This window comes from Arthrobacter caoxuetaonis, from assembly GCF_023921125.1.
Classification (GTDB): domain Bacteria; phylum Actinomycetota; class Actinomycetes; order Actinomycetales; family Micrococcaceae; genus Arthrobacter_B; species Arthrobacter_B caoxuetaonis.
Genome location: NZ_CP099466.1, coordinates 3524609 through 3549050, shown reverse-complemented (window position 1 = coordinate 3549050; position 24442 = coordinate 3524609). Strand labels below are relative to the sequence as shown.

17 protein-coding genes and 1 pseudogene are annotated in these 24442 nt (G+C 64.8%); 8 read left to right on the top strand and 10 right to left on the bottom strand.

Features of this window, described 5'->3' with window-relative positions; translation table 11 throughout:
• Window positions 1-2978 precede the first annotated feature (2978 nt).
• The 9 genes and pseudogenes from NF551_RS16465 to NF551_RS16425 form a co-directional block, all read right to left on the bottom strand.
• A pseudogene (locus NF551_RS16465) lies at window positions 2979-3556 on the bottom strand (dihydrofolate reductase family protein).
• A gap of 117 nt (window positions 3557-3673) precedes the next feature.
• Window positions 3674-3982: a transcriptional regulator gene (locus tag NF551_RS16460; protein ID WP_227896416.1), complete on the bottom strand. Its 309-nt coding sequence runs from the start codon at window positions 3980-3982 to the stop codon at window positions 3674-3676.
• The gene (locus tag NF551_RS16455; protein ID WP_227896415.1) at window positions 3979-4407 is read right to left on the bottom strand and encodes a hypothetical protein; all 429 of its coding nucleotides are present in this window, start codon (window positions 4405-4407) and stop codon (window positions 3979-3981) included. The genes NF551_RS16460 and NF551_RS16455 overlap by 4 nt, the downstream gene beginning before the upstream one ends.
• Before the next feature lie 86 nt (window positions 4408-4493).
• On the bottom strand, window positions 4494-5678 hold the full coding sequence (locus tag NF551_RS16450; RefSeq protein WP_227896414.1) for a peptidoglycan-binding protein: 1185 nt from the start codon (window positions 5676-5678) through the stop codon (window positions 4494-4496).
• Between the two features lie 5 nt (window positions 5679-5683).
• On the bottom strand, window positions 5684-6010 hold the full coding sequence (trxA, locus tag NF551_RS16445) for a thioredoxin (RefSeq protein WP_227896413.1): 327 nt from the start codon (window positions 6008-6010) through the stop codon (window positions 5684-5686).
• A 22-nt stretch (window positions 6011-6032) separates the two neighbouring features.
• Window positions 6033-7067, bottom strand: coding sequence for a thioredoxin-disulfide reductase (trxB, locus tag NF551_RS16440; protein ID WP_227896412.1), 1035 nt, complete (start codon window positions 7065-7067; stop codon window positions 6033-6035).
• A 179-nt stretch (window positions 7068-7246) separates the two neighbouring features.
• Window positions 7247-8749: a discoidin domain-containing protein gene (locus NF551_RS16435; protein ID WP_227896411.1), complete on the bottom strand. Its 1503-nt coding sequence runs from the start codon at window positions 8747-8749 to the stop codon at window positions 7247-7249.
• Window positions 8750-8912: 163 nt separating this feature from the next.
• A complete protein-coding gene (gene murJ / locus NF551_RS16430) occupies window positions 8913-10580 on the bottom strand; it encodes a murein biosynthesis integral membrane protein MurJ (RefSeq protein WP_227896410.1) in 1668 nt (555 codons plus the stop codon).
• A 60-nt stretch (window positions 10581-10640) separates the two neighbouring features.
• Entirely contained in the window at window positions 10641-11120 is a 480-nt protein-coding gene (locus tag NF551_RS16425; RefSeq protein ID WP_422454040.1) for an NUDIX hydrolase, read from the bottom strand.
• Window positions 11121-11314: 194 nt separating this feature from the next.
• Here NF551_RS16425 and NF551_RS16420 point away from each other — a divergent pair, with 194 nt between their 5' ends.
• The 4 genes from NF551_RS16420 to NF551_RS16405 all read left to right on the top strand — a co-directional run bounded on the left by NF551_RS16420 (window position 11315) and on the right by NF551_RS16405 (window position 17448).
• Window positions 11315-12766, top strand: coding sequence for a CCA tRNA nucleotidyltransferase (locus tag NF551_RS16420; RefSeq protein WP_227896408.1), 1452 nt, complete (start codon window positions 11315-11317; stop codon window positions 12764-12766).
• A 19-nt stretch (window positions 12767-12785) separates the two neighbouring features.
• Window positions 12786-13439 (top strand): histidine phosphatase family protein, encoded by a 654-nt coding sequence (locus NF551_RS16415; protein ID WP_227896407.1) that lies wholly within the window; start codon window positions 12786-12788, stop codon window positions 13437-13439.
• A gap of 1025 nt (window positions 13440-14464) precedes the next feature.
• Window positions 14465-15718, top strand: coding sequence for a D-inositol-3-phosphate glycosyltransferase (mshA, locus tag NF551_RS16410; RefSeq protein WP_227896406.1), 1254 nt, complete (start codon window positions 14465-14467; stop codon window positions 15716-15718).
• A gap of 62 nt (window positions 15719-15780) precedes the next feature.
• The gene (locus NF551_RS16405; RefSeq protein ID WP_227896405.1) at window positions 15781-17448 is read left to right on the top strand and encodes a formate--tetrahydrofolate ligase; all 1668 of its coding nucleotides are present in this window, start codon (window positions 15781-15783) and stop codon (window positions 17446-17448) included.
• A 93-nt stretch (window positions 17449-17541) separates the two neighbouring features.
• Here NF551_RS16405 and NF551_RS16400 read toward each other — a convergent pair whose 3' ends face one another.
• A complete protein-coding gene (locus NF551_RS16400) occupies window positions 17542-18627 on the bottom strand; it encodes an inositol-3-phosphate synthase (RefSeq protein WP_227896404.1) in 1086 nt (361 codons plus the stop codon).
• Between the two features lie 339 nt (window positions 18628-18966).
• Between NF551_RS16400 and NF551_RS16395 the strand changes: the two genes are divergently transcribed.
• The 4 genes from NF551_RS16395 to NF551_RS16380 all read left to right on the top strand — a co-directional run bounded on the left by NF551_RS16395 (window position 18967) and on the right by NF551_RS16380 (window position 24332).
• On the top strand, window positions 18967-20265 hold the full coding sequence (locus tag NF551_RS16395) for a hypothetical protein (RefSeq protein WP_227896403.1): 1299 nt from the start codon (window positions 18967-18969) through the stop codon (window positions 20263-20265).
• A gap of 104 nt (window positions 20266-20369) precedes the next feature.
• The gene (locus tag NF551_RS16390; protein WP_227896402.1) at window positions 20370-21812 is read left to right on the top strand and encodes a glycosyltransferase family 87 protein; all 1443 of its coding nucleotides are present in this window, start codon (window positions 20370-20372) and stop codon (window positions 21810-21812) included.
• Complete coding sequence (locus NF551_RS16385) at window positions 21809-22888, top strand: lipid II:glycine glycyltransferase FemX (protein WP_227896401.1); 1080 nt, start codon at window positions 21809-21811, stop codon at window positions 22886-22888. The genes NF551_RS16390 and NF551_RS16385 overlap by 4 nt, the downstream gene beginning before the upstream one ends.
• Window positions 22881-24332 carry a phytoene desaturase family protein gene (locus tag NF551_RS16380; RefSeq protein ID WP_227896400.1) on the top strand — a complete coding sequence of 484 codons (1452 nt, stop codon included), beginning with the start codon at window positions 22881-22883 and terminating at the stop codon, window positions 24330-24332. The genes NF551_RS16385 and NF551_RS16380 overlap by 8 nt, the downstream gene beginning before the upstream one ends.
• Window positions 24333-24442 lie beyond the last annotated feature (110 nt).

The following is a 24442-nucleotide window of genomic DNA, read 5'->3' as shown; positions in this document are numbered from 1 at the left end:
GTGAAACAGGGGCCGCTTTTTGTTGTATCACGCCTTCTGAGCGCACGCCGGGTGAATCAGCTGCGCACGGTCTTGAGACGTGCACTTAGCGCAGCTCAAGGTGGCAATACCGCTGGCTTCTGGAGGGACTGCAGTGCAACGATCCGTTTCACGTGAAACGGATCATTCCGCAGCTGGAGCACATGTCGATTCCCTGCTATCCAGGGAGGCTCGCCCCGGGCGCAGCTATTTGTTCTGGATAGGTGTCCGTTGCGCCGGCATTCTTGTCCTCAGCCCACCTTCAGACCCTACCCCGACGCAAGATGGTTGCAACGCCATCCAGATGCTGCGGGGCGATTTTTTGAGCGAGCAACCAGCAAATTTGGCGCCGGAACGATGACGACGGTTTCACGTGAAACATGGATTGTGGGGGCCTGCTGGCAATTGTCCCCTCGGGCAAGCTGCGGTGCTGAGCTGGTGGAACTATACAACTTGGATTCATCGACGCGTCAGGTGTACGACCGCTCCCAACAAGTGGCAGTATCGATGTCGCAGTACGGAACACACCGTATTTAGGTTGGTTGCTGATAATCGGCTGACGTCTGAGGTCTGTCCGCTTGCCATCCTGCGGCAAAGTATTGAGTAATCCAGGCGGGCACACGCTCTTCGGTTCAGGTTTGCAGGCAACGCACACGTCGAAAGGGCAGGGTACTCTTGCTCCGATTTGCAGTTGTGCCCACGTATCGCCTCGGGAACGTGGCGTGGTTCCAGCCATTTCTAGCGGGTCCGCGCCTTTCGAGTCCTAAGCCGTTGTTTCGCCTGTTTCACGTGAAACGGGAGCTCGGTGTCTTCTTACAGGTACCAGCCTTGAAGTCTCTTGGTTGGCTAAGAGGGGCGGAGTAGGTACCTCGGGTCATTTTCGAGTCCGGTCTTGGGCTTTCATTGCAATGGCAGGCACAGCAGTTACGTGCCCGATGGACTGTCCCTGTAAGACGAAAGTGGGTGACAGTTGTTTCCTCACCAAACAAAATCGATTGTGTGCAATAGACCTGGAGTGGTCCACCGTGTTGTCCGTAGAAAGCCCTCCCGACACCTGTCATACCCGGTTTATGAGAAGGAGGGTCCTGAGAGCTGAGTCGTCTACGGACTATGGTGAAATTCAGCGTTTCGACCAGGGCCAGCATGCCGGCGCAGGCAACTCGAGACCACCCCGCAATCTGGTTCCTGTTTCACGTGAAACAGGAACCAGATCTAATTCCGGCAACTCTGAGATCGTGCACCGTAAAGAACCTCCAGTCTTGGGGAGCAGCGCATGAGCGGTATCAATGGCCCGCCAGGGTGTTGTTCGGTTCGACCTTTTCCGGTTTCAAGTGATTTGCCTGGACGCTTCTTTCTCTGGAGTTGTCGAGTGCTAGCGATGTGGGGCCAGCGGATACAGCCGTCTATCGGGTGGCGCTGACTGGGATCGGTGGCCCCAACTGTGTATCCCGCAGGAAACGAGGTGCGGAATGAAGGTCCTCGGTTGCTTACCAGCGAGTATGTCCCCGAGGATCTGCTCCCCATGCAGGGCAGAACGTTGATTTCGGTAGAGGCCTATAGAGTACGTTTCCCCGGATATTGGACTCAGGGCCTGGCGATTTCGTTTGGTATATTCTGCTGGTTTTGGATCCCGCTGGGGCCGTTTCGACCTGCGTGGTGAGTCGGTCCGTGCCAGCTTCCAACGTTTGGTGTTTCACGTGAAACACACATGACGGCCATGTCGTCTCCTGCACTCGAGACTGTAGGCAACCCGGAGCCGCCTGGGCGGCCAGCACCCCAATAGCTGAACAGATCGACGGGGATCTGCCATCGTTGCGTTATTGCCGACAATTCAACTCTCTCCTCAGGTCAGTGAGGTCCGTCGGCGGCACCGGCGAGTTTGTAGTCAACACCGCGGATCGTGACGGCTTTGCCTCCGCCATTTCCCTGGTGTAAGCACGGCGAAAATCGAAGAAGGAGGACTCAGTGTATTCCCGATGATCGCGGTCTCGGTTCTGCGGATAACAGCTGACGGGGAATCACGCAGCGATGTCGATGGCGCGGTTGCCTAGGCTCTGGCTCATGCGCACGACCGCTGACGGAACAGGGATCATTGCGTCTTCGCGCACCGTGGGTACGTCGTTTCACGTGAAACGACAAGGTATCACTGTGGGGCCGAGCAGGCTTGAGGTGCCGGAGCCCCACCGACCGTCGCATTGAACGACGCGTGAGGCTTGGCCGGCCTGCTGCGCGCCGCGTGATCACCCAAGGACCGACCGCCCCCTAGCCAGCCGATCCACCCGGAAGAACGAGCGCACCGTGGACGACATGTGCTGGCCTACGGTTCGGAGACGAGGTGCGGGACACAGCTGCGTTCGATATCGACAATCCCTCGAGTGCGAGCGAGTGCGAGTGCGAGCGAGTGCGGGAGCGGGAGAATGCGAGTGAGCGACCGGCTGGTAGACCAGGAATGAGAATCGGAACGGGAACGGGAAGGGGAATGAGATGGACGTCGACGGTGGCTGGGATGGGGCGTGGATGTAGCGGTGCACGTCGAAGAGGATCTCGATACCGGCCAGGAACCGTCAACCACCGCTCTGGCTCATCTCCGAGCCCGACGTCAGCTGCCCAGCTGCCGGAACAGTTTCACGTGAAACACCACCATCGGTAATCCAGGACCGCGCTGATCCAGATCGCTGAACTCCCCACGCCAAGTGATGCTGCAGCGGTAGCGCTTCCTCGGCCGGAACACTCTTAGGCCGCAGTCAGCCCCGCAGCTGCACAACACCTTTGGGAGGATTAGGAGCCCTGGGCCTGTTCAGCGTGTTCTCTGCAGACTGACCGATACTGGGGTTTGGTATCTGAAGCGACCGGGACTAGCCGGCGTGGAGGGAGCAGAGACGCGTAGTTTTCGCTATGGGACAAGTATGCCGCGGGTGGGTGCCGAGTGATTTCAGGGGAGGCTATAAGTATGACCCCCGTCAGCGGAGTACTGGATATCGAAGGTGAAGCACCCGGTTCCCGACCAACACATGGGGATCGCCCAATGCGTGCTGCGTATCAACGCCGCCGAAGTAGCGCTTCCCAGATCCAAAGACGACGGGTGCAACGTCCATTCGCACCTCGTCCACCAACCCGGCGGCGAACGCCTGCCCTCCAACGTCGCCCGCTGCGACTTCGACGATCCGGCTGCCCGCGAGTTCCTGCGCTGCGGCAATAGCCGCCTCGATGCCCTCGACAAAGTAGAACGAACCCTCCGGGTCCCAGTCCGCTGGGGAGGCCGATGGGTGACTACAACCATATGGTCCACTCCGGACGGAGGGTTTCCGTCCCAGCCTTCGGTCAGATCGAAGACGTGGCGTCCGACGACGGTCACTCCGATCTGGTCCCAATAGCTCCGGGTGTACTCGAAGGAAGCCTGGGACACCTTCAGTTCCCCGCTTGCATCCAGGGGTACATCGCCGCCGGTCAGCCACTCGAACAGCGGACCCGGCTGGTCTTGCTGATCTGCGATGTAACCATCCAGTGATACGGAGCTGTACATGACTACCTTGCCCACGGAGCGCTCCTCAGGTGTAGTGACCCCCAACGTACAAGCCGGGACTTCTTCTCCGCGAGAGTGCGGCCATTCCCAACCAGCCGGTCTCCGCACGGAGAGCCAGTGCAGCACGGTCCCCTAACGGTTGTGGGAGCCGTGCCCGAACGTGCCCGAGACTATCTCTTCGAGTGCCTTTACATGTCCACGGTAGGCCTTAGAACCGTCCTTCGTTAGGCTGAGCCAGGTCTTCCTGGAATCCAGGGTTCCGCGCTCCTGGCTCACGTAACCGGCGTCCACCAGCGCAGTCACCTGCTTGCTGAACGCCGACGGGGACAGGCCAAGGGTCGTCCGGAGAACAGAAGTCTCCACCGATGTTCCGGCAGCCAGCATGGCGCAGAGCCGCAGCCGTGCCGTGGGATGTATGTGGGGATCAAGTTCGGCTTTCAACGGCGGGTAACCCGGTAATGAACTATCGAGCCGACGGCGTAACTCGCCACGGTTCCCGCCGCGCAGAACAACACCATTCGGGTGAGACCCATTTCTGCTGCCACGATCGACGCAGTCAGGAAGACTCCGGAGAGTACGACGGCAGCCAGGAACGCACGGATCCGCGGCACGGCAAACGGGGCACCCATACGGGACCCGGCCCAGTAGTTGAAAAAGCAGAGGCCCATCACCAGGACAGCCAGGAGACCGGATCCTGTGGGCGAGTCCAGCAGCGGAAGGATCGCGGCAGCACCGAGGAGGACCCCGTTGGCAGCGTAGAGCCACCAAGGCCAGCCGAGGCTGCGGATGGCGTCCTGTGCATTCCTGGCAGCGGACAGATCCGCCGACGCCCGGTTTCCGTCCGGGAGGGGTCCGTTAGTTTCCATGGCGGAAACGATAAGACATAGTTTTCAGTCTGGAAAGAGTAATGCCGTGCAGGCCGGGTTTCCGGCCTGCACGGCATTCAAGGTCTTTACAGGCCGGAAACCCGCCTGTGCTCGTCGGCCGGATTGAACCGGCTGACGTCGTCGAGGACCAGGGTGCCTGTGGGCTGATCCTCTTCCTCGAGCAGATAGAGCCGCTGGATCGCGATGACAATGGAATCAGCCACAGTCTGCCGGAACACCGGATCAGCAAGCCTGTGGGCGTCATGGAAGTTGCTGAGATAGCCGAGGTCGATTCCCACCGAAGGGATGCCCGGCAGCTTCAGGGTGTCCCACGTGCGGGCGTGCACGCCGAGACTTTCCATGTCCGTCCGCGCTGCCAGTTCCTTGATCATCAGGATCGCGGCACGCTGCCCGATGGGGGAGCGGGGCTCGCCGGTGGACGGCAGTCCCCAGTAGTAGGCGGCGATGCCTGACGCAGCCGGCTGGTCCAGCCAGTCGCAGTGAATGTCGACGTTCAGGCTGGGCAGCCTGCTCATCGGATCGGTGCCGTTAGGCTCCCAGGCCACTACCTCGGCGCCGAACTCCTTCAGGATCCGCTCTACCCGCTCGCTGACGTCCGAGGCCACGAGCAATTCCGTCAGGGGCTGGCCGCTCAGGCGTTCGGTGACGTGTTCAGAGGGCGTTTGTGAGCGGCCGGTGTTGAGGGTGATGGTGCGGCCGCGCAGGGCAGCGGTGGAGCGGTCCAAGCGCTCGTAATCGCGCAGCGCGAAGGCCTGGCTGGGGGAAATGGCACGGTTCACCCGGGACATTGCGGTCACCGTGTCGCCGTCGCACACGCCCGTACCGGGGATACCCAGGTTCTCTTGGAGCTCGGCCACCGCGTATCTGGTGCGCATACCGAATTCGCCGTCAATGTGGCCGTAGTAGAAACCCAGGTGGGACAGATGGCGCTGCAGTTCGGCGACGTCGTCGCCCCGCACGGCCGGCTGGTCCTCGACGTAGGCGAGGGGACGGTCACCGAAGCGGAACTGGGCTTCGGCCAGCGCGCGCTGGGTGTCCGGCCCCGCCACGCCGTCGACGATCAGGCCGCGGCTTTGCTGGAAGGCGCGCACGGCGGCATCAACATGGTCGTCGAAGACGGTGGGGTCGTTGACGGCATCAGGCGCGAGGTAGGACATGGAAATGCCGGCGCGCAGCAGCGCTTCGCGAAGCGCCACCACGCGCCGGCTGGAGTCCAGCCTCCGCAGACAATCGTCCGTCGGATGCATCATGAGGCCTACTTCAGGAACGCCGCGAATTCCTGCTCGAGAACCTGCTTCGGCTTCGCGCCGATCGACGTGGCAGCAACCTCACCGCCCTTGAAGACGTAGACGGCGGGGATGGACGTGATGCCGTACTTGGCGGCGATCGCCGGATTGTCGTCCACATTGACCTTCACGACGTCGACCTTGTCCGCGTACTGCGCTGCGATGTCGTCGAGGATGGGGGAGAGCATCCGGCAGGGACCGCACCACTCAGCCCAGAAGTCCACGATTACCGGCTTGTCGGCGGTCAGTACGTCGGTGCCGAAGGAGGAATCCGTTACGTCTTTGGCGTTGCTCATTGTTCTTGCTCCTTGTGGATCTCTAGACGGCAGCGTTTTCGGAAACTGTTTCCGATGCCGGGGTGGGGACTGTGGCGGCGGTAGCTGCCGAGCCCATGTCTGCCAGGTAGTGCTCGACGTCGAGCGCAGCCACGCAGCCCGAGCCGGCAGCGGTGATGGCCTGCCGGTAGGTCGGGTCGATGACGTCGCCCGCGGCGAAAACGCCGGGGAGGGAGGTCTTGGAGGTCCGGCCCTGGACGGCGATGGTTCCGGCTTCAGTCAGCTCGAGCTGGCCGCGGACCAGGTCGACGCGCGGGTCGTTGCCGATGGCCACGAAGATTCCCGTGACGGCCAGGTCTGATTCGGAACCGTCCTGCGTGTTGCGCAGCCGGGCGCCGGTGACCTTGTCTTCGCCGTGGATACCAACGACCTCGGAGTCCCAGACGAAGCGGATCTTCTCATTGGCAAGGGCGCGGTCCTGCATGATCTTAGAGGCGCGCAGGGTGTTGCGGCGGTGCACCAGGGTCACCGAGGATGCAAACTTGGTCAGGAAGAGGGCTTCTTCCAGGGCGGAATCGCCGCCGCCGATGACGGCGATGTCCTGGCCCTTGAAGAAGAAACCGTCGCACGTTGCGCACCAGCTCACGCCGCGGCCGGACAGGCGCTTTTCGTCTTCCAGGCCCAGCTCACGGTAGGCGGATCCGGTGGAGATGATTACGGACCGGGCGAGGAAGGTTTCACCGGTTCCGATGGTGACCTTCTTGACGTCGCCCGAGAGGTCCACGCTGGTGACGTCTTCGAAGAGGATCTCGGTACCGAACCGGCTCGCCTGTTTCTCGAGGCTCACCATGAGGTCAGGGCCCATGATGCCTTCAGGGAAGCCGGGGAAGTTCTCCACATCAGTGGTGTTCATCAGTTCGCCGCCGGCGGTGACCGAGCTGGCGATCAGCAGCGGCTTGAGGTTCGCCCGGGCTGTGTAGATGGCCGCGGTGTAGCCGGAGGGGCCGGAACCAACAATGATGACGTCACGGACTTCCTGGGCGGAAGCTGCGGTGTCAGGGCGAATTTCTGTGCTCACGTGCTGTGAACCTCTTTCCTTGAAGTCTCGGTGGAGAACGGCCGTCTTCCGGTTGGTGGGACGCCCGGGGTATCTCTAGCCACCCGTCACAACACTGTCAGGCAACAGCTTATTCCGAATGGCTCCTGCATCACATGGTCAGCCGCCGGGGCGGTTCCCGGCGGCTGAAATGCGGCAGATCAGGACACGGCAATTTCCGCGATCCGCAGGCCCCAGGGGTACTCGGCCTGTACACCGCTGAGCCGCGGCAGCTGGGTGAAGTTGATGATGACGTAGCTCGCCGACACCGGTTCGCCGTCCACCTTGGGGACCGTAATCGATGTCTCCGGGCCGGTGAAGCCGCTCTGTGCGACCGTCTGGGCGCCATCCAGGGACGGCGAATCATTCAGCATCACAGAGAAGCTTCCGCCGCTGCCGTTGAGCTGGGTGATGTCGACCTTGGTGATGGCCGACTCTTCTTCGAGCTCGACGACGAGCGCCAGGCTGGGGGCCAGGCCGCCGAACGTGTCGGACGCGTAGACGTAGCTGGACCAGTAGCTGGCCGCATTGCCGTCAACGATCTGCGGGAGGGCGGCGTCGTTCGCCGAATCCAGCTCCTGGTTGCCCGGAACCAGCCGGGTGACGCCTGCCGTGGCAGGCGCGGGCAGCGCTGTCCCCGTTTCAGCCGGGGCGCCTTCCGTGGTGCTTGGAGCCTCGGCACTGGGCGTAGGTTCAGGGTTCGCGGCGAAGAAGTCGCCGACCTTGCCCAGGCTGGTGAAGGAGAAGACCACCGCGACGATCAGGATCAGGCTCAGGATGGCGCCTACCAGCAGGCGGCCGAATTTGCGGCTGTTGCCGTTGCCGGCGCCGTCGTCCTCATCCCGCTCGTCATCGTCGTAGTCTCCGGAGTCATAGTCGGAGTCCAGCGCCGTGCGGGGAAAGCTGGAGGCCTGCCGGGTGTCCTGTCCGGCGGCAGCGTAGCCTTCGGCCGGGAAGTCGTCTTCTTCGTCCCAGCGGCTGACTTTGGGTTCGCCGGCCGGAACCGTCCGGGCGGGCGTGCTCTGGGCTGAGCCCTTCGGGCTCTGGCGCGGCGGCGGAGGAATGGACGCGGCACCCGTGGCTGCCTCGGCAGGTGCTTCCTGCGCGCCGCCGTACTCCAGGTCCCGTGCGGCAGCGGCCGAAGCTGCTCCTGCGGCTGCGCCGCCCGCGGCAGCACCCGCGGCGCGGCCGAAGCGCGGGAGGTGCGGCTTGGACAGCCCGGAGAGGAGTGGCTTACGGTCCGGGCGGTCCTCGACGTAGCGGTCCTCTTCGACCGTCTCAGGCTCGCGTGAGCGAGCGACGCCGAAAATCTCCGAGCCCAGCGTGTCGGTGAAGAACGGTTCGACGTACGGGGCGTCGCGTTCGATGACCAGGTCCAGCAGATCGGCTGCGTTGCCGCTGGAGGTCACCAGGTAGGTGCGTCCGTCGCTGACGCCCAGATCCAGGATCTGCACCGTCGACTGCCGCTCGCCAATGGCGATCTCACGTGCGCTTGCACTGACCTGCGTGGCGTTCTGCGGCGCAGCTACAAGAATGCTGACGGCGCGGTTGAGCACCTGGTCCACTCCGTCGAGGACGAGGTCATTCTCTGCCGATGCCAGCACCTGGGCAGTGACCTTGTATCGGCCGCCCAGCACTGATCCAGCGTTTACCGGCTGTGGCACGTGTTCCTCCCGTGGAAACGGCTATGTCTGCGAAGAGATGCTGCTTCCGGCGCCGGTGAGGCTGCCGGTGCGGTTAATACGCGCGGGCCCTCCAGGCCTTCCCGTACTGCCCACTTTGTACCCATGCTACCCGCGGCAGGCAGCAAAGCCGGAGTTGGTCGTCTTAGGCCCGGCGCAGGAACTTCGCCAGGACGGGTTTCAGCAACTCTTCCAGTTCACGTACTTTCAGCACCCGGAGCATCCCGAGGTACACCGCGGTCATCAGCACGCCGCAGACGGCCAGCACAACGGTGGCACTGATGAGGGACTGCCAGGCGAAGCCGTCCGCGCTGTATCCGCCCAAGGCTGCCAGGGCGGCTGCCCCAACTGCGGCCGCGGCGAGAGCAGCCACAGTAAGCCGCACGTGGACGTCGAACACCCGGTCCGCACCGTAATAGCCCAGCTTGCGCTTGAGGAAAATGTGGCTGAGCACCACGGCGCAAATGTTCCCGATCGAGTACGCCACGGCGAGGCCAAAGACAATCCGGTCCGCGGGCAGCGCGGCGGCAACCAAGGCCAGGCTGATGCCCAGCACAGCGAGGATGATCTGCATGATCATTGGCGTCTTGGCGTCTTCACTGGCGTAGAAGGCCCGGTTCATCAGGAACGTTGCGCTGAGGAAAGGGGCACTCACGGCCAAGAGGACAAGCACCTGCCCCTGGACCGCTGCCGAAGCGTTGGATCCGCCTCCGAACCACATGCCGATCGGGCCTGCCAGGACCACCATCACCGCGGCGCAGAAGACAGTGGCTACGCCGATGACCCGCAGGCCGCGCGAAATGGTCTCCCGCACGCCGTCGAGGTTCTTTTCCACGAAAGAGTGGGACATCCGGTTAAACAGGACTGTGGCCAGGGACAGCGCTATGACGGAGTGCGGAATGATGTACAGCATTGCCGCGGTCTCGAGGTTCACCTGCCCGGCGATCTGCTGCGGAGGATTCATCGCCAGGAACGCCGGCCGTGCTTCGGTGGCGATCGTGGCCACGTTTGTGTAGACGAGGTAGGCGCCGTTGCCGACCAGCATGGTGATGATGGTCCATTTAGCCACCCGGGCGGTATCGCCAAGCCCTACTCCGCGCAGGCCGAAGGAAGGCCGGAGTCCCAGCCCGAGCTTCTTCAGCGGAAACAGCAGCACCAGTGCCTGCAGGACAACGCCGAGCGTGGTGCTTCCTGCCAGAATCAGCGTGGCCGTAGGCGTCCAGGTGTCCGGGGCGAACTGCTCGGTGGTCTCCCGGCCGATGAGTGAGATGAAGAGGACAAGCCCGCCGATGGCTACGAGGTTGTTGACGACGGGCGCCCACATATAGGCGCCAAAGCGGCCATTGGCGTTCAGGATCTGGCCGATCACCGCATAGGCGCCGTAGAAGAAAATCTGCGGCAGGAGCCAGTACGCGAACGTGGTGGCCAGGGCCAGTTCATCTCCGCTCAGGCGTGTGCCGAGGGAGACGACGAGCGGCGCGGCGAGGGTGGCGACCAGGGCAATGCCGGCCAGGAAAGTGAGGCTCAGGGTCATGATCCGCGAGACGTATTCGGTGCCCCGGTCTTCGCGCTTGCTTGCCTTGATGATCTGCGGGACGAGCACGGCGTTGAACACGCCGCCGGCGACCAGCAGGTAAATGAAGTTGGGCAGGACGTTTGCGACGCCGAAGAGGTCAGTGACACCGGCAGTGCTGCCGATCGCTACGGCAAGCAGGGAGGTGCGGACGAGCCCGAGTACACGGGAGACCATGGTTCCCGCGGCCATCACGGCGCTCGAACGGGCGGTACTGGGAGCGGTAATCTGTGCGGCCATTATGTCCTTATGCTCTCACCTTCAGGCAGCGTTGGCTCAACGCAGGGCCGCGGGCCGCACCTAGAGATGCTTGGGCAGAATTTCCCGGGCGAGGTCGGCGATGCGCCGCTCATTGGGAAAGGAGAGCCGCCGTCCCAGCATGCTCAGGGGGACCCAGGCAACGTCGACCGCCTCGTGGTCCGGGTCGTTTTCGATGGTCAGTTCCCCGCCCACTGCTTCCAGCAGGTAGTGGTGGACCGTCTTGTGGACCCGGTGGCCGCTGACCGTGAACCAGTAGTCGATGCTTCCCAGGGCGGTGAGGATCCGGCCGTCGATCCCGGTTTCCTCCGCGATCTCACGGATGGCGGCCTGCTGGTTGTCTTCATCATCCTCGGGGTGTCCCTTGGGAAGGCACCATTCGAGCCGTCCGCCGCGGTTGAGGCGGGCAATGATGGCAACCGGCAGCTGGGGGTCCGTGGAATCCACCACAATGCCGCCGGCAGAGACTTCTTCCACCGTGGGAAGGGCCGCGTGGGCCGGGTGCGCGCCGGAGCTTCCCATTGACGCAGTCAATGGGGTCCGCTTGGGCGCACTCGGGACGGGATGGGCCATACCCCCACTCTAACTATCTTTCCGAAGCGATGATGACTGTTCGGAGCCTGCCCCCGCGCCGCCGCGGCAACCCCGGCGTGTCCGCGTCCTTTGCAGCCGGTGTTGTCCGCACCGGACGGTTTATCTGGCACGCTTAAAGCACTATGGCGCACCTTTCCGACAGCTCGTTTCCCGATACACCCCTGCCCGATGTCATTCCCCGGCTCGGAGCCCTCTTCGAAGCTGCCGGGTTTGAGCTGTCCCTGGTGGGCGGCCCGGTCCGCGACCTGTTCCTTGGCCGCGTCTCTCCTGACCTGGATTTCACGACCAACGCCCGCCCGGACGACATCATCAAGGTCGTGCGCGGGTGGTGCGACACGTACTGGGAAATCGGACGCGAGTTCGGAACGATCGGGATGCGCAAGGACGGCTTCCAGATCGAAATCACGACCTACCGTGCAGACGCCTACGACCCGGATTCCCGGAAGCCGGCTGTTGCGTTCGGGGAACGGCTCGAGGACGACCTGTTCCGCCGGGACTTCACCATGAACGCCATGGCTCTGCGGCTTCCGCAGATGGAGCTCGTGGATCCGTTCGGCGGAGTCCGGGACCTGCACGCCGGGCAGGTGCGCACGCCCGGTGCACCATCGACGTCGTTCTCTGATGATCCCCTCCGCATGATGCGTGCGGCGCGCTTTGCCTCCCAGCTGAACGTCGCACTCGCCCCGGAGGTCTTCGAGGCGATGAAGGACATGGCGGAGCGGATCACCATCATTTCCGCCGAGCGCGTCCGCGATGAACTCGTGAAGCTGATCAACGGCAAGGCCCCCGCGGACGGGATCGACCTGCTCGTGGAAAGCGGCCTGGCCGACTACGTGCTCCCCGAGGTCTCGGCGCTGAAGCTGGAGATCGACGAGCACCACCGCCACAAGGACGTCTACCAGCACTCCCTGACCGTGCTGCGCCAGGCCTGCGACCAGGAGACAGGCGCGGACGGTCCGGTGCCCGGCCCCGACTTCGTGCTCCGCTTCGCTGCGCTGATGCACGACGTCGGCAAGCCCGCCACGCGGCGCTTCGAATCCACGGGATCCGTCAGCTTCCTGCACCACGACGTCGTCGGCGCCAAGCTGGCGGCTAAGCGGATGAAGGCCCTGCGCTTCGACAACGACACCATCAAGGCAGTGGCACGCCTGGTGGAGCTGCACATGAGGTTCTACGGTTACGGCGACGCCGGCTGGAGCGATTCCGCCGTGCGCCGTTATGTGAACGACGCCGGCCCCCTCCTGGAGCGGCTGCACCGCCTCACACGCTCCGACGTGACGACCCGCAACCGGCGCAAGGCCGAGCGCCTGGCTTTCGCCTACGATGACCTCGAACAGAGGATCGCAAAGCTGGCCGAGCAGGAAGAGCTTGCCTCCATCCGCCCGGACCTTGACGGCAGCCAGATCATGGCGCTGCTGGGGATCGGGCCGGGCCCGGTGGTGGGCCGGGCTTACCGCTTCCTGCTGGAGGAACGGATGGAGAACGGTCCGGCGGACCCGCAGGAAGCTGAGGCAAAACTGCGGACATGGTGGCAGGATCAGCCGGAGAGCAGCCAGGCCGCGGCGGAAGACTAAGGACGAAAAAGGACTCCCGATGACTGCAGAGAACCTCTGGCCGGTAGCGCCGGACCTGACCCCTTCCGGGACGGCACTGCCCACCCTCTGGCTGGTCAGGCACGGGGAGACTGAATGGTCCCGGGACGGCAATTACACGGGACTCACGGATATCCCGCTGACGGCGGCCGGCGAGGAGCAGGCCGCCGCCGCACGGGAGAAGCTCGGCCACGTAGATTTCGACAGGGTGTTCACGTCTCCGCTGGTCCGCGCCCGCCGGACGGCCGAACTCCTCGGCCATCCGGACGCCGAAGTGCTCCCGCATGCCCATGAGTGGGACTACGGAGAAAACGAGGGCCGCCGCAGCACCCAGGTGAGGGCAGAGAATCCCGGCTACATCATCTGGAACGACGGCGTTCCCGGCGGTGAAACCCTCGAGGACGTTGCTGCCAGGGCAGACCGCATCATTTCCGCGGTGCAGGCCGGCTGCGGCACCGAGATGGACAGGGACCCGGGGGCAGTTCCGATTGAACAGGCGCTGCTGGTGGCCCACGGGCACTTCCTGCGCGTGCTGGCCGCACGCTGGCTGGGCCTGCCTCCGGACAAGGGCAGGCATCTCGCCCTGGCCACTGCGGCGGTCTGCGTGCTGGGCTGGGATAAGCACACCCCGGCGATCCTCAGATGGAATATCTGAAAAAGTTTTAAAACTTTTTGCATTTAGGACTTGGCAGCGTGCCGGCAGCGGGTTATATTTTTTCCAGCGCCCCGTCGAGACTGATCACACACTGATCTCGCTTTGATGTCACTTTGATGTCACGCTGGGCGAATGAACGGATCGGTTTCCGGGCAGACATTATCTGCACGGACAGGCACGGAAAAAGGGGTGGACTATGGATAACGACTTCGCAGGCATTGCCTGGCGGACACTGTTCGCCACGGGCACCCCGGGCCTGAGCATCCGTACTGGGCGGTGTGGAGCCGCACCGACGGCGGGCTTTGAGCCCGGCCGGCTGTACGGGACGCGGACTACTCCGTAACCCTGCCACGCGCTCGGACCGGCAGTCCGGTCCGCACGGCACACCGGTTCCCCGCCCGGCCCTATCGGCGTCATTCGCACAACTCCTGGCTCCCGGCATCTCCGCTGCCTGTCCGCACCCGATGCGGCCATACATCAGCACGCGGAATATTTCCGACAGGAATACATCAATGACTCCGGATCCTTAATCACGCTTCTTTAGCGTTTAATTTCTGCGCCTTCAATGCGCCTTTTTTCGGAGAAATTACCATGCCTAATTCAAACCTGCCCTTTTTAGGGCTGCACGAGGATGAATACCCTCAATCTTTACGTCCATTACCCGCGAAACCCCGCCGCCTTGAGGGCACTGCGGCCGGCGCAGGATCCTCCAGTCATCCGCGGAGAAGCCGGTCCCGCATGTTCAGGCTGCCGGGGCTGGGGCGGCTGGTCCGCGCCCTTCGCGGCAGCCTCGTCCGGAGTACACGCGCACTTGAGGCGGCTGAGGAGCGGCAGCTTGACCTGCTGAACCTGTACACGTCCTCAAGCCGCACCAGGGGGCGGCCGGGCCCGTGAGAGCCTGCACACCCTTGCCCCGGGATCCGCGTGGTTGCGCGGGGATCCCGGGGGTAAGGAATCAAAGCGGGACCTCCCGGCGTTGTATGGTCGATAGGTAGGAAACACAGGCCAGTGACGAAGGGAGTGCTGTGCCCCAGGTCAACCGGGTGGCCATGCTCTCGCTGCATACCTCGCCACTCGAACAGCCTGGCTCCGGCGACGCCGGCGGCATGAACGTCTACGTTCGTTCGGTTGCCCTTCAAATGGCGAAAATGGGCGTTGAAGTAGATATCTTCACGCGAGCCAGCTCGCCGGACCAGCCTCCAGCCGTGGAGATCACCCCCGGAGCCGTCGTCCGGCACATCCCCGCCGGACCACGCCGGCAGGTGGCCAAGGAACTGCTTCCCGGCTTCATCGAGGAACTCAGTGAAGGCATCAGGGATGCGGCCCGCAGGCTGCCGCACCGCGGCAGGTACGACGTCCTGCACTCGCACTACTGGGTTTCGGGCGTTGCGGGACTCACCCTTTCCCGGGAGCTCGAGACACCGCTGGTCCACACCATGCACACCATGGCACGGGTCAAGAACCTCCAGCTCCAGCCGGGGGACCGGCCCGAACCGGACGTGCGGATCCAGGGCGAACAGGACATAGTCGACTCCGCTGCACGGCTGATAGCCAATACCACCACCGAAGCACTGGAGCTGGTGAGCTGGTACGGCGCACGCCAGTCCGCCATCGACGTCGTGGCACCCGGTGTCGACCTGGACGTTTTCTCCCCCGCGGGACGTGCCCTGGCTAAGCCGCTGCACGGTGTCCGCCGCGACGAGTTCCATGTTGTCTTTGCCGGCCGTATCCAGCGGATGAAGGGACCCCAGGTCCTGGTCGAGGCCGCCGCCCGGCTGCGGGCCTCGCGGCCGGATATTCCGCTGCGCGTCAGCATCCTGGGCGCGCCAAGCGGTTCCGAAGTCCTGGACCTGGAGGAAGCGGTGCGTTCTGCCGGCCTGCAGGGAATTGTCCACCTTCATCCCCCCGTAGCCGCCGGCGGGCTGGCCGGCTGGTTCCGCTCCGCCGACCTCGTGGCGGTGCCCTCCTACAGCGAGTCCTTCGGGCTGGTGGCCTTGGAAGCCCAAGCCTGCGGAACGCCGGTCATTGCGGCCGACGTCGGCGGATTGCCGAAGGCGGTCAGCTCGGGCCGTACGGGCGTGCTGGTCCAGGGACACGATCCGGCCCGCTGGGCTGCCGAACTCGAGGCGCTGTACGACCACGCCTCCTGGCGATCCGACCTGGGGCGCTCCGCCGCAGTCCACGCGCGTTCCTTCGGCTGGCAGCGCACAGCAATGCTGACAGTGCAGGGATACGCGCAGGCCGCGGACGAGTTCTCCGCCCACGCCGTGCACAACTAGCCGCGCTGCCCTGCCGGAACGGACCCATTGACGGTGGCCGGGGCTGATGCGAGCGTGGAACCATGCCCAACGATCTCGACATCTCCCGTGCCGCAAAGATGCAGCCCATCGCCGCCGTCGCCCAAGCCGCCGGAATCCCGGACAACGCCTTGGAACTCTACGGCCGCTACAAGGCGAAAGTGGACCCGGCGCTTGTCCCGTCCCGTGAGGAGCTGGGCAAAGTCGTCCTCGTGACGGCCATGAGCCCCACTCCGGCAGGGGAGGGGAAGTCCACCGTGACCGTCGGGCTCGGGGACGCACTGGCGCGCGCCGGCCGGAAAACAGTGATTGCCCTGCGCGAGCCTTCCCTGGGCCCGGTCCTGGGCATGAAAGGCGGTGCGACGGGAGGCGGCTATTCCCAGGTAGTGCCGATGGAGGAAATCAACCTCCACTTCACCGGGGACTTCCATGCCATCACCAGCGCCAACAACGCCCTCGCTGCCCTGGTGGACAACCACATTTTCCAGGGCAACGCATTGCACATCGACCCGCGGCGGATCACTTTCAAGCGGGTCCTGGACATGAATGACCGCGCGCTGCGCAACATCGTCATCGGCCTCGGCGGGCCCACCCAGGGAACGCCGCGGGAGGACGGCTTTGACATCACCGTTGCGAGCGAGGTCATGGCAATCTTCTGCCTGGCGACCGGCATCGAAGACCTCACCTCCCGCCTGGCCCAGATCACGGTGGGTTATACCTATGACCGCAAACCCGTGACGGTGGCGGACCTCGGGGTCCAGGGTGCCCTGGCGCTGCTGCTCAAGGATGCCCTCAAACCCAATCTCGTGCAGACGATCGCCGGTACGCCCGCGCTGGTCCACGGCGGACCGTTCGCCAACATCGCCCACGGATGCAACTCGGTGATTGCGACGGGACTGGCCCGCGAACTGGCCGACGTCGTCGTGACCGAGGCCGGATTTGGTGCCGACCTGGGTGCCGAGAAGTACATGGATATCACCTCCCGGGTGGCAGATGTGGCCCCGGACGCCGTTGTGGTGGTGGCCACCGTCCGGGCGTTGAAGATGCACGGCGGAGTCCCCAGGGACCGTCTGGACGAACCAAACCCTGCCGGCCTGGAAGCCGGGACGGCGAACCTGCGCAGGCACGTGCGGAACATTGCCCGGTTCGGCCTGACGCCCGTGGTGGCAGTTAACCGCTTCACCACGGACACGCCGGAAGAACTGGACTGGCTCCTTAGCTGGTGCTCGGAAGAGGGCGTCGAGGCTGCGGTGGCTGATGTCTGGGCAGAGGGCGGCGGCGGACCCGGCGGTGACGACCTCGCAGCAAAGGTGCTGGAGGCCCTCCGCAAGCCTTCTGCGTTCGCGCCGCTGTACCCCCTGCAGATGAGCATCGAAGAGAAAATCCGCACGGTCGTGCAGGACATTTACGGAGCGGACGACGTCGAGTTTTCCGTCCCTGCGCTCCGCCGGCTGGAGGAAATCAAGGCCAATGGCTGGGAGCACTTCCCGGTGTGCATGGCCAAGACACAGTACTCGTTCTCGGACGATGCCACGAAGCTGGGTGCCCCGATTGGTTTCACGGTGCACGTGCGGGATCTGGTGCCCAAGACCGGAGCGGGGTTCATCGTCGCCCTGACCGGGGCCGTGATGACCATGCCCGGGCTGCCCAAATCCCCGGCTGCCCTCCGGATGGGCGTGGCGCCGGACGGAACGCCGTCCGGTCTCTTCTAACGCCCTCCTCATCATCGAGATAGCAGAAAGTGCACGTCCCGGCGCCGGGACGTGCACTTTCTTCTATCTCGAATTTTTTGGGGGGAGGGGAGCTTAGCGCTCCACTTCGCCCCGGATGAACTGCTCGACCTTTTCGCGGGCCAGGTCATCGTTGTACTGCTCGGGCGGGGACTTCATGAAGTAGCTCGACGCCGAGAGGATGGGTCCGCCGACACCGCGGTCCAGCGCGATCTTCGCCGCACGGACGGCGTCGATGATGACGCCCGCGGAGTTGGGGGAGTCCCACACTTCCAGCTTGTACTCCAAGGACACCGGAGCGTCGCCGAAGTTCCGTCCTTCCAGGCGGACGAAGGCCCACTTGCGGTCATCCAGCCACGCAACGAAGTCGGACGGGCCGATGTGGACATCCTTGGCAGCCAGTTCGGCGGCGACATTGGAGGTGACGGCCTGCGTCTTGGAGATCTTCTTGGACTCCAGGCGCTCACGCTCGAGCATGTTCTTGAAGTCCATGTTGCCGCCCACGTTCAGCTGGTAGGTGCGGTCCAGCGTGACGCCGCGGTCTTCGAACAGCTTTGCCATGACGCGGTGAGTGATGGTGGCGCCGATCTGGCTCTTGATATCGTCGCCGACGATCGGCACGCCGGCGGCGGTGAACTTATCCGCCCATTCCTTAGTGCCGGCAATGAAGACGGGCAGGGCGTTGACGAATGCCACGCCGGCGTCGATGGCGCACTGGGCGTAGAACTTCGCCGCCTGCTCGGAGCCGACCGGCAGGTAGCAGACCATGACATCAACGTTTGCGGCCTTGAGCTCGGCGACGATGTCTACCGGATCCTCGTCGGATTCGGAGATGGTCTCGCGGTAGTACTTGCCCAGTCCGTCGAGCGTATGGCCGCGCTGGACCTTGACGCCGGTCTCGGGGACGTCGGCGATCTTGATGGTGTTGTTCTCACTGGCACCAATGGCCTGGGCCAGGTCGAGTCCGACCTTCTTGGCATCGACGTCGAAAGCTGCGGCGAACTGAACGTCGCTGACGTGGTAGTCGCCAAACTGGACGTGCATCAGGCCGGGGACGGTTGCTGTCGGGTCGGCATCACGGTAGTAATGGACGCCCTGCACCAGCGATGCAGCACAGTTTCCAACACCAACGATTGCTACCCGGATCGGGTTATTTGCCACTGTTCTCCTTTGAAGGCTTTCCTGTGCCGCCGCCCGCCGCTGACGCGCGGATCTGCCGCAGCAGGCGGCGCAGGCAACTGACATAGTCTACTTCGTCCGGCAGTGACTCCCCGGGGCCGCCAATCCGGGCCGTTTCGCCGGGCATCAGCACCTCACCCGGTGCCGGGCATGTCTGCCCTGGGCGGGCTGCTTCACCGGCTCAAAACTGAATCCGGCGCCCTGCAGACCCAGACCCGGCTCGCCCTCCGCTGACCGCTTTTGGACAACGGCCGGTGGCAGGGCCAACCGGGTCGCCTACGCTGGATGAACAGCGCCGGAGCCCTCCACTAGGAGTGAACCATGAGTCACATGCCAGCTGCCTTCCGTGCCCGCGCCGCCGTCGTACTGGCAGCCGCCGGACTTCTGGCCGGAGGCGGGCTCACCGCCTGCACCACGAGCAGCGACGAATCCCCGCAGAGCCCGACGGCGGAGTCCTCCACATCCCCGCAGCTGGCCGACGAGTGTGAGCTGCCGGAACCTTCCGCCACCCCCAGCCCGGAGAACAGCGACTTCTCCGCAACGGATGCGGACAGTTCCGCGCTGGAAGTGGGCAGTGGTGCGCAGAAAGCCGTTGGCAGCTCCACCATCAGCAAGTCGGGAGACAGCTCCAGCACTCATTCCTCCAGCTTTACCGGACTGAACGCTGCCGTGCTGGTATCCGGAGGCGGCTCCCTGGCCATGAACGGGACCACGGTGGAAACCACGGGAGCCGGGGCCAACGGGGTGTTTGCCACCGGCACCGGATCCTCGGCGTCACTGCAGGATGTGAGCGTGAAGACCGAGGGCAGCTTTTCCCATGCCCTGGAGGTCACCGAGGGCGGCAGCATCACTGCCGTCAGCCCGCAGCTCTCCACCGCCAGTGACCATTCCAGCGTTATCGCCACGGACCGCGGCGGGGGAGAGGTCCAAGTCAGCGGCGGGAACGCGACTGCCGGCGGCGAACTGTCCGCCGTCATTTATTCCACCGGGACCATTGCCGTATGCGGACTGACCGGATCATCGGCACTGGCCGAGGCCGCCGTCGTCGAGGGCGCCAACTCGGTGAGCGCAACAAGTTCCGACCTGACCGGCGGCACCCACGGCGCCTATCTGTACTCAAGCACGCCGGGAAACACCGGCGGAGGAACCTTCAGCATGTCCGGCGGAACACTGACGGCCAAGGACGGCAACGCCGTTTTCGTTGACGGCGTCAGTGCCGCCGTCAACCTCAGCAATGCAGCCAAACTGGACCCGGGAGCCGGCGCACTGATCAGCGTTTCCAACAACGGCAGTGCTTCGGCGTCGCTGCAGGAAACGGTGCTGGAAGGACAGCTGACCGCCGACGCCGGGAGCGCGCTGTCGGTGTCCCTGGCTGCCAACAGCCGGGTCACCGGGACGCTGGGCAACGTTGGGCTGGAACTGGATAACACCAGCACGGTGGAACTCACGGCGGACTCCTCCGCCACGTCGGTCCAGGGCGCCCTGGTAACGGGCAGCGAGATCACCAACATCACGGGCAATGGCCACACGCTCACGTACGACCCGGCTGCAGAGGGCAACTCGTACCTGGGCGGCCAGGACTATCAGCTGTCCGGAGGCGGCACCCTCCAGCCCTCGTGAGGCTCCCGAGCGGGCAGTCTCAGGCGAACAGCGGATCTATGAGGCCATGGAGTTCGTCGCAGAGGACACCAAGTCCACGCGGGAGCGCCTGCATACTGGAAGGCATGGATTCTTCGCCCCGCCGCCGGCCGATGCGCATTGTGGTCCCCAGCCGCAACGACCGGTTGCTGAGGCGTTTCACGGAAGTCATCGGCGGACCCCTGGGCCGCTTCACCGCCCCCGGGATCGTCTCCCCGGGATTCTTCACCGTGGAGCGCGTGCTCATCTTCATGACCACGGGGGCGGCTCTCCTGGCCTTGCTGGCCAAGACCCCCTGCCGGCTCAACGGCTGGTCCGACCAGTTCTACCAGGCCTGCTATTCGGACTGGCCCGCGCTGTTCAGTGCCCGCGGACTTGGCGACGGCATCTACCCGTTCATCAGCTCCGGTTCGGAGTTCGAATACCCGGTGCTGCTGGGGCTGCTGGCAGGGTTCGTAGCCTGGCTGGTGCCCGCGGGGGCCGAGTCCCGCGGCCTGGTCTACTTCGACCTCAATGCGGTACTCGCTACGGCAGCCTGGATCGTTACGGTCGTGGCAACCATGCGCATGGCCAACCGCCGGCCCTGGGACGCGGCCATGGTGGCCGTGGCACCTGCGCTGATCCTGTCCGTCTACATCAACTGGGATATGTGGGCGGTGATGCTGGCGGCGCTGGGCATGCTCGCCTTCGCCCGGAACCGTCCCGTGGCCGCCGGGATCTTCTTTGGCCTGGGAACTGCGCTGAAGCTCTATCCCGTCCTCATCCTCGGAGCCATCCTCGTGCTCGCGCTGCGGACCTTGAAGCTGCGGCCCGCGCTGCTGACCTTCGGCGCCACGGCCGGAACCTGGCTGGTGGTGAACATTCCGTTCATGGTCCGCGACTACGCGGGCTGGAAGTACTTCTACGACTTCTCCGCCGAGCGCGGGTCCGGCAACTCCAGTGTCTGGCAGGCCTGGGACATCACGTTCCCGGAGCAGGCTGTAGACGCTGAATTCATCAGTTTCTGGGCGCTGTTCCTCTTTGCTGCGGCCTGTGCCGGAATCGCCGTCCTGGGCCTTGCCGCCCCGCGGCGGCCGCGGCTGGCCCAGCTGGCCTTCCTGATCGTCGCGGCCTTCATCCTCACCAACAAGGTGTACTCCCCGCAGTTCGTCCTGTGGCTGGTACCGCTGCTGGCGCTGGCACGGCCGCGCTGGCGGGACTTCCTGGTCTGGCAGTTCTTCGAGGTCATGCACTGGTGGGCCATCTGGCTCTACCTGGCAGCCGTGATCGGCGGCGGGCCCGCGGAGAACAACCTTGACGGAGGATGGTTCGTGCTGTCCGTCCTGGGGCACATGCTGGCCACGATGTACCTGATGGGGCGTGTGGTCATGGACATCCTGGATCCCCGCACGGATCCGGTGCGCCGGATGTCCATTGACGATCCGCAGGGCGGGCCCTTCGACCACGCCCCTGACCGGTGGCGGCTGAGGCTCCGCCGCCAGCAGGTACCCTTGGAAACGGACGCAGCCCCGGCGAAAGAAGCATTGTGACTCCCGCTCCCTACCGATTCCAGCAGCTGTCCCGCGAGGACTTCGAGGCGCTGGCAGACCGCCATGCCGACGTCGTTATCCCGCTCGAACAGACCCCGTACTGGGCGGATTTCGAAACGCGGCTGGGCCGGGACCCCTACGGCATCTGGGCCTATTACGACGGCGACAAGCTCGTTGCCACGGCAAGTTTCCTCCGCTCCCGGCGCCGGTTCCGGCCGTCCCTGGTCGCCGTCAACGGACCGACCTGGTTCGCAGAGCGGACCCCTGACGCTGAAGCCAGGCTGGTGCAGACCGTCCAGGCACAGTTCCGTGCCGACCCGGGGGTGAAGCCGCTCTACGTGCGCATGCAGGTGGAGCACCGCCGGGACCCGGTCACCGGCCCGCTGGAACACGGCTGGTACGAACGCGAAATCGTCGTCGACCTGACGCCTGACACCGAAAAGATCTTCGCCTCCTTCCGGTCCAACGCACGGAACCTGATCCGCAAGGCGGAGAAGCTTGGCGTCCAGGTCCGCACCGTGGAACGGGACGCCTGGGCCAAGGTGTTCCGCACGGAGCTCTTCCCGATCATGCAGGAGACCGCCGCCCGCGACGGCTTTTCCAGCTTCGACTCCTCCTTCTACGAGACCCTCCTGGAGGAACTGGGCGACCATCTGCGCCTGATGGTCGCGTATGTGGAGGACAAGCCCGTCTCCTGGCTCATCACCACCGAGTACCGCGGCTACTCGGTCTACTACTTCGCCGCCAGCTCCCGGGACGCACGGAAGACCAACGCTCCCTACCTGCTGCTCTGGGAAGCGTTCAAGGTACTCAAGGACGCGGGAAACACCGCCTGCGGGCTGACCGGCATCGAAAGCGAGAACTACCCTTCGCTTGCCAACGTCACCACGTTCAAGCGGAACTTCTCCAAGACGGTCGTCACGGTTCCGACCACGTATGACATTCCGCTGGCCCCGGCCCGCTACAAGGCCCTGGCCGCCGTCCTGCGGCTCCGCCGTGAGGCCCCGGCGAAGCTCCGGGCGATAGCCGGCCGAGTAAAGAACCTCCCGACGTCAGCGAAGGCACGCCGTGACTGATGTGACCGTGGTGGGAGCCGGGCCCAACGGCCTGGCCGCAGCCGTCACCATGGCCCGTGCCGGACTCTCGGTCCGGGTCCTGGAGGCGGCGCCCACCGCGGGCGGGGGATCCCGCACCCGGGAGCTGATGCAGCCCGGATACCGGCACGACATCTGCTCCGCTGTCCATCCCATGGCGCTGGCGGCACCGTTCTTCCGTGACTTTGGGCTGGCGGAGCGGATCCCGTTCGCCGTGCCCGTTGCCTCCTACGCCCAGCCCCTCGATCAGGGGCGCGCTGCCGTCGCGTACCGCGACCTGGAACGCACGGTCCAGGGGCTTGGCGTGGACGGACAGGCTTTCGGCGCACTGCTGCGCCCGCTGGTCGAACACAGCGAAGCCATCACCCGCATGCTGATGAACCCCCTGCTGCGGCTTCCCCGCGAACCGCTGGCCGCGCTGCGGTTCGCCGTGGCGGTGCTGGAGCAGGGAAGCGGAGCCTGGAACCGCCGGTTTGCCGGCGACGCCGCTCCAGCGCTGCTCACCGGCGTCATGGCCCACCCTGTGGGCCGCTTGCCCTCGCTGCCCTCGGCCGGGGGCGGCCTGCTCCTGGCAATGCTGGCCCACACCGTGGGCTGGCCTGTTCCGATTGGCGGATCACAGGCCATTGCGGATGCGCTGGTGGACGATCTGGTCCGGCACGGAGGGGAACTTGAAACCGGGCATACCGTGGATTCACTGTCGGAGCTCTCCGGGTCCCGCGCCGTTCTCCTGGACACCGCGCCGGCCGGGCTGCTGAGGCTTGCGGGGGACCGGCTGCCCGCCCGGTACGCGCAGCGCCTAGAGAACTTCCGCTACGGCAACGCTGCCTGCAAGGTTGATTACATCCTTTCTGGCCCGGTCCCCTGGGCCAACACCGACGTGGCAGCCGCGGGAACCGTCCACGTCGGAGGGACACGGGAGGAAACTGCCGCGGCAGAAGCGGAGGTCGCGGCCGGACGCCACCCGGAACGGCCCTACGTCCTGCTCTCCCAGCCGAGCAGCTTCGACCCGTCCCGCACTCCGGACGGGCAGCACGTCCTGTGGGCGTACTGCCACGTTCCGGCCGGATCCGGCAAAGACATGACCGAAGAGGTCACCGCACAAATCGAGCGCTTCGCCCCCGGTTTCCGGGACCTCATACAGGACTCCACTGCGACGACGGCGCAGGGCCTGGCTGCGTACAACGAAAACTATGTCGGCGGAGACTTTGGGGCAGGTGCGCTAACCGTGGGCCAGATGCTCCGCCGCCCGGTGCTGTCGCCGAATCCGTGGGCCACCCCACTGCCCGGGGTGTACCTCTGCTCCGCCTCCACGCCGCCGGGTCCGGGCGTGCACGGGATGGGCGGCTACCATGCAGCCGCGCTGGCACTGCGGCGGACCTTCGGCCTCCCGGTTCCCGCGCTGGGCCCGGGCGGTCCGGCCTGACAGCCCGCTTGCTCCGGCGCGTCCCGGGGCGTCCCGGGCGTAAACGCAGCCTCCCAAGCGGTATCTTGTAGGTGCAGGCGGGCGGGCCGCAGGTAAGCTCAGCCGGGGGA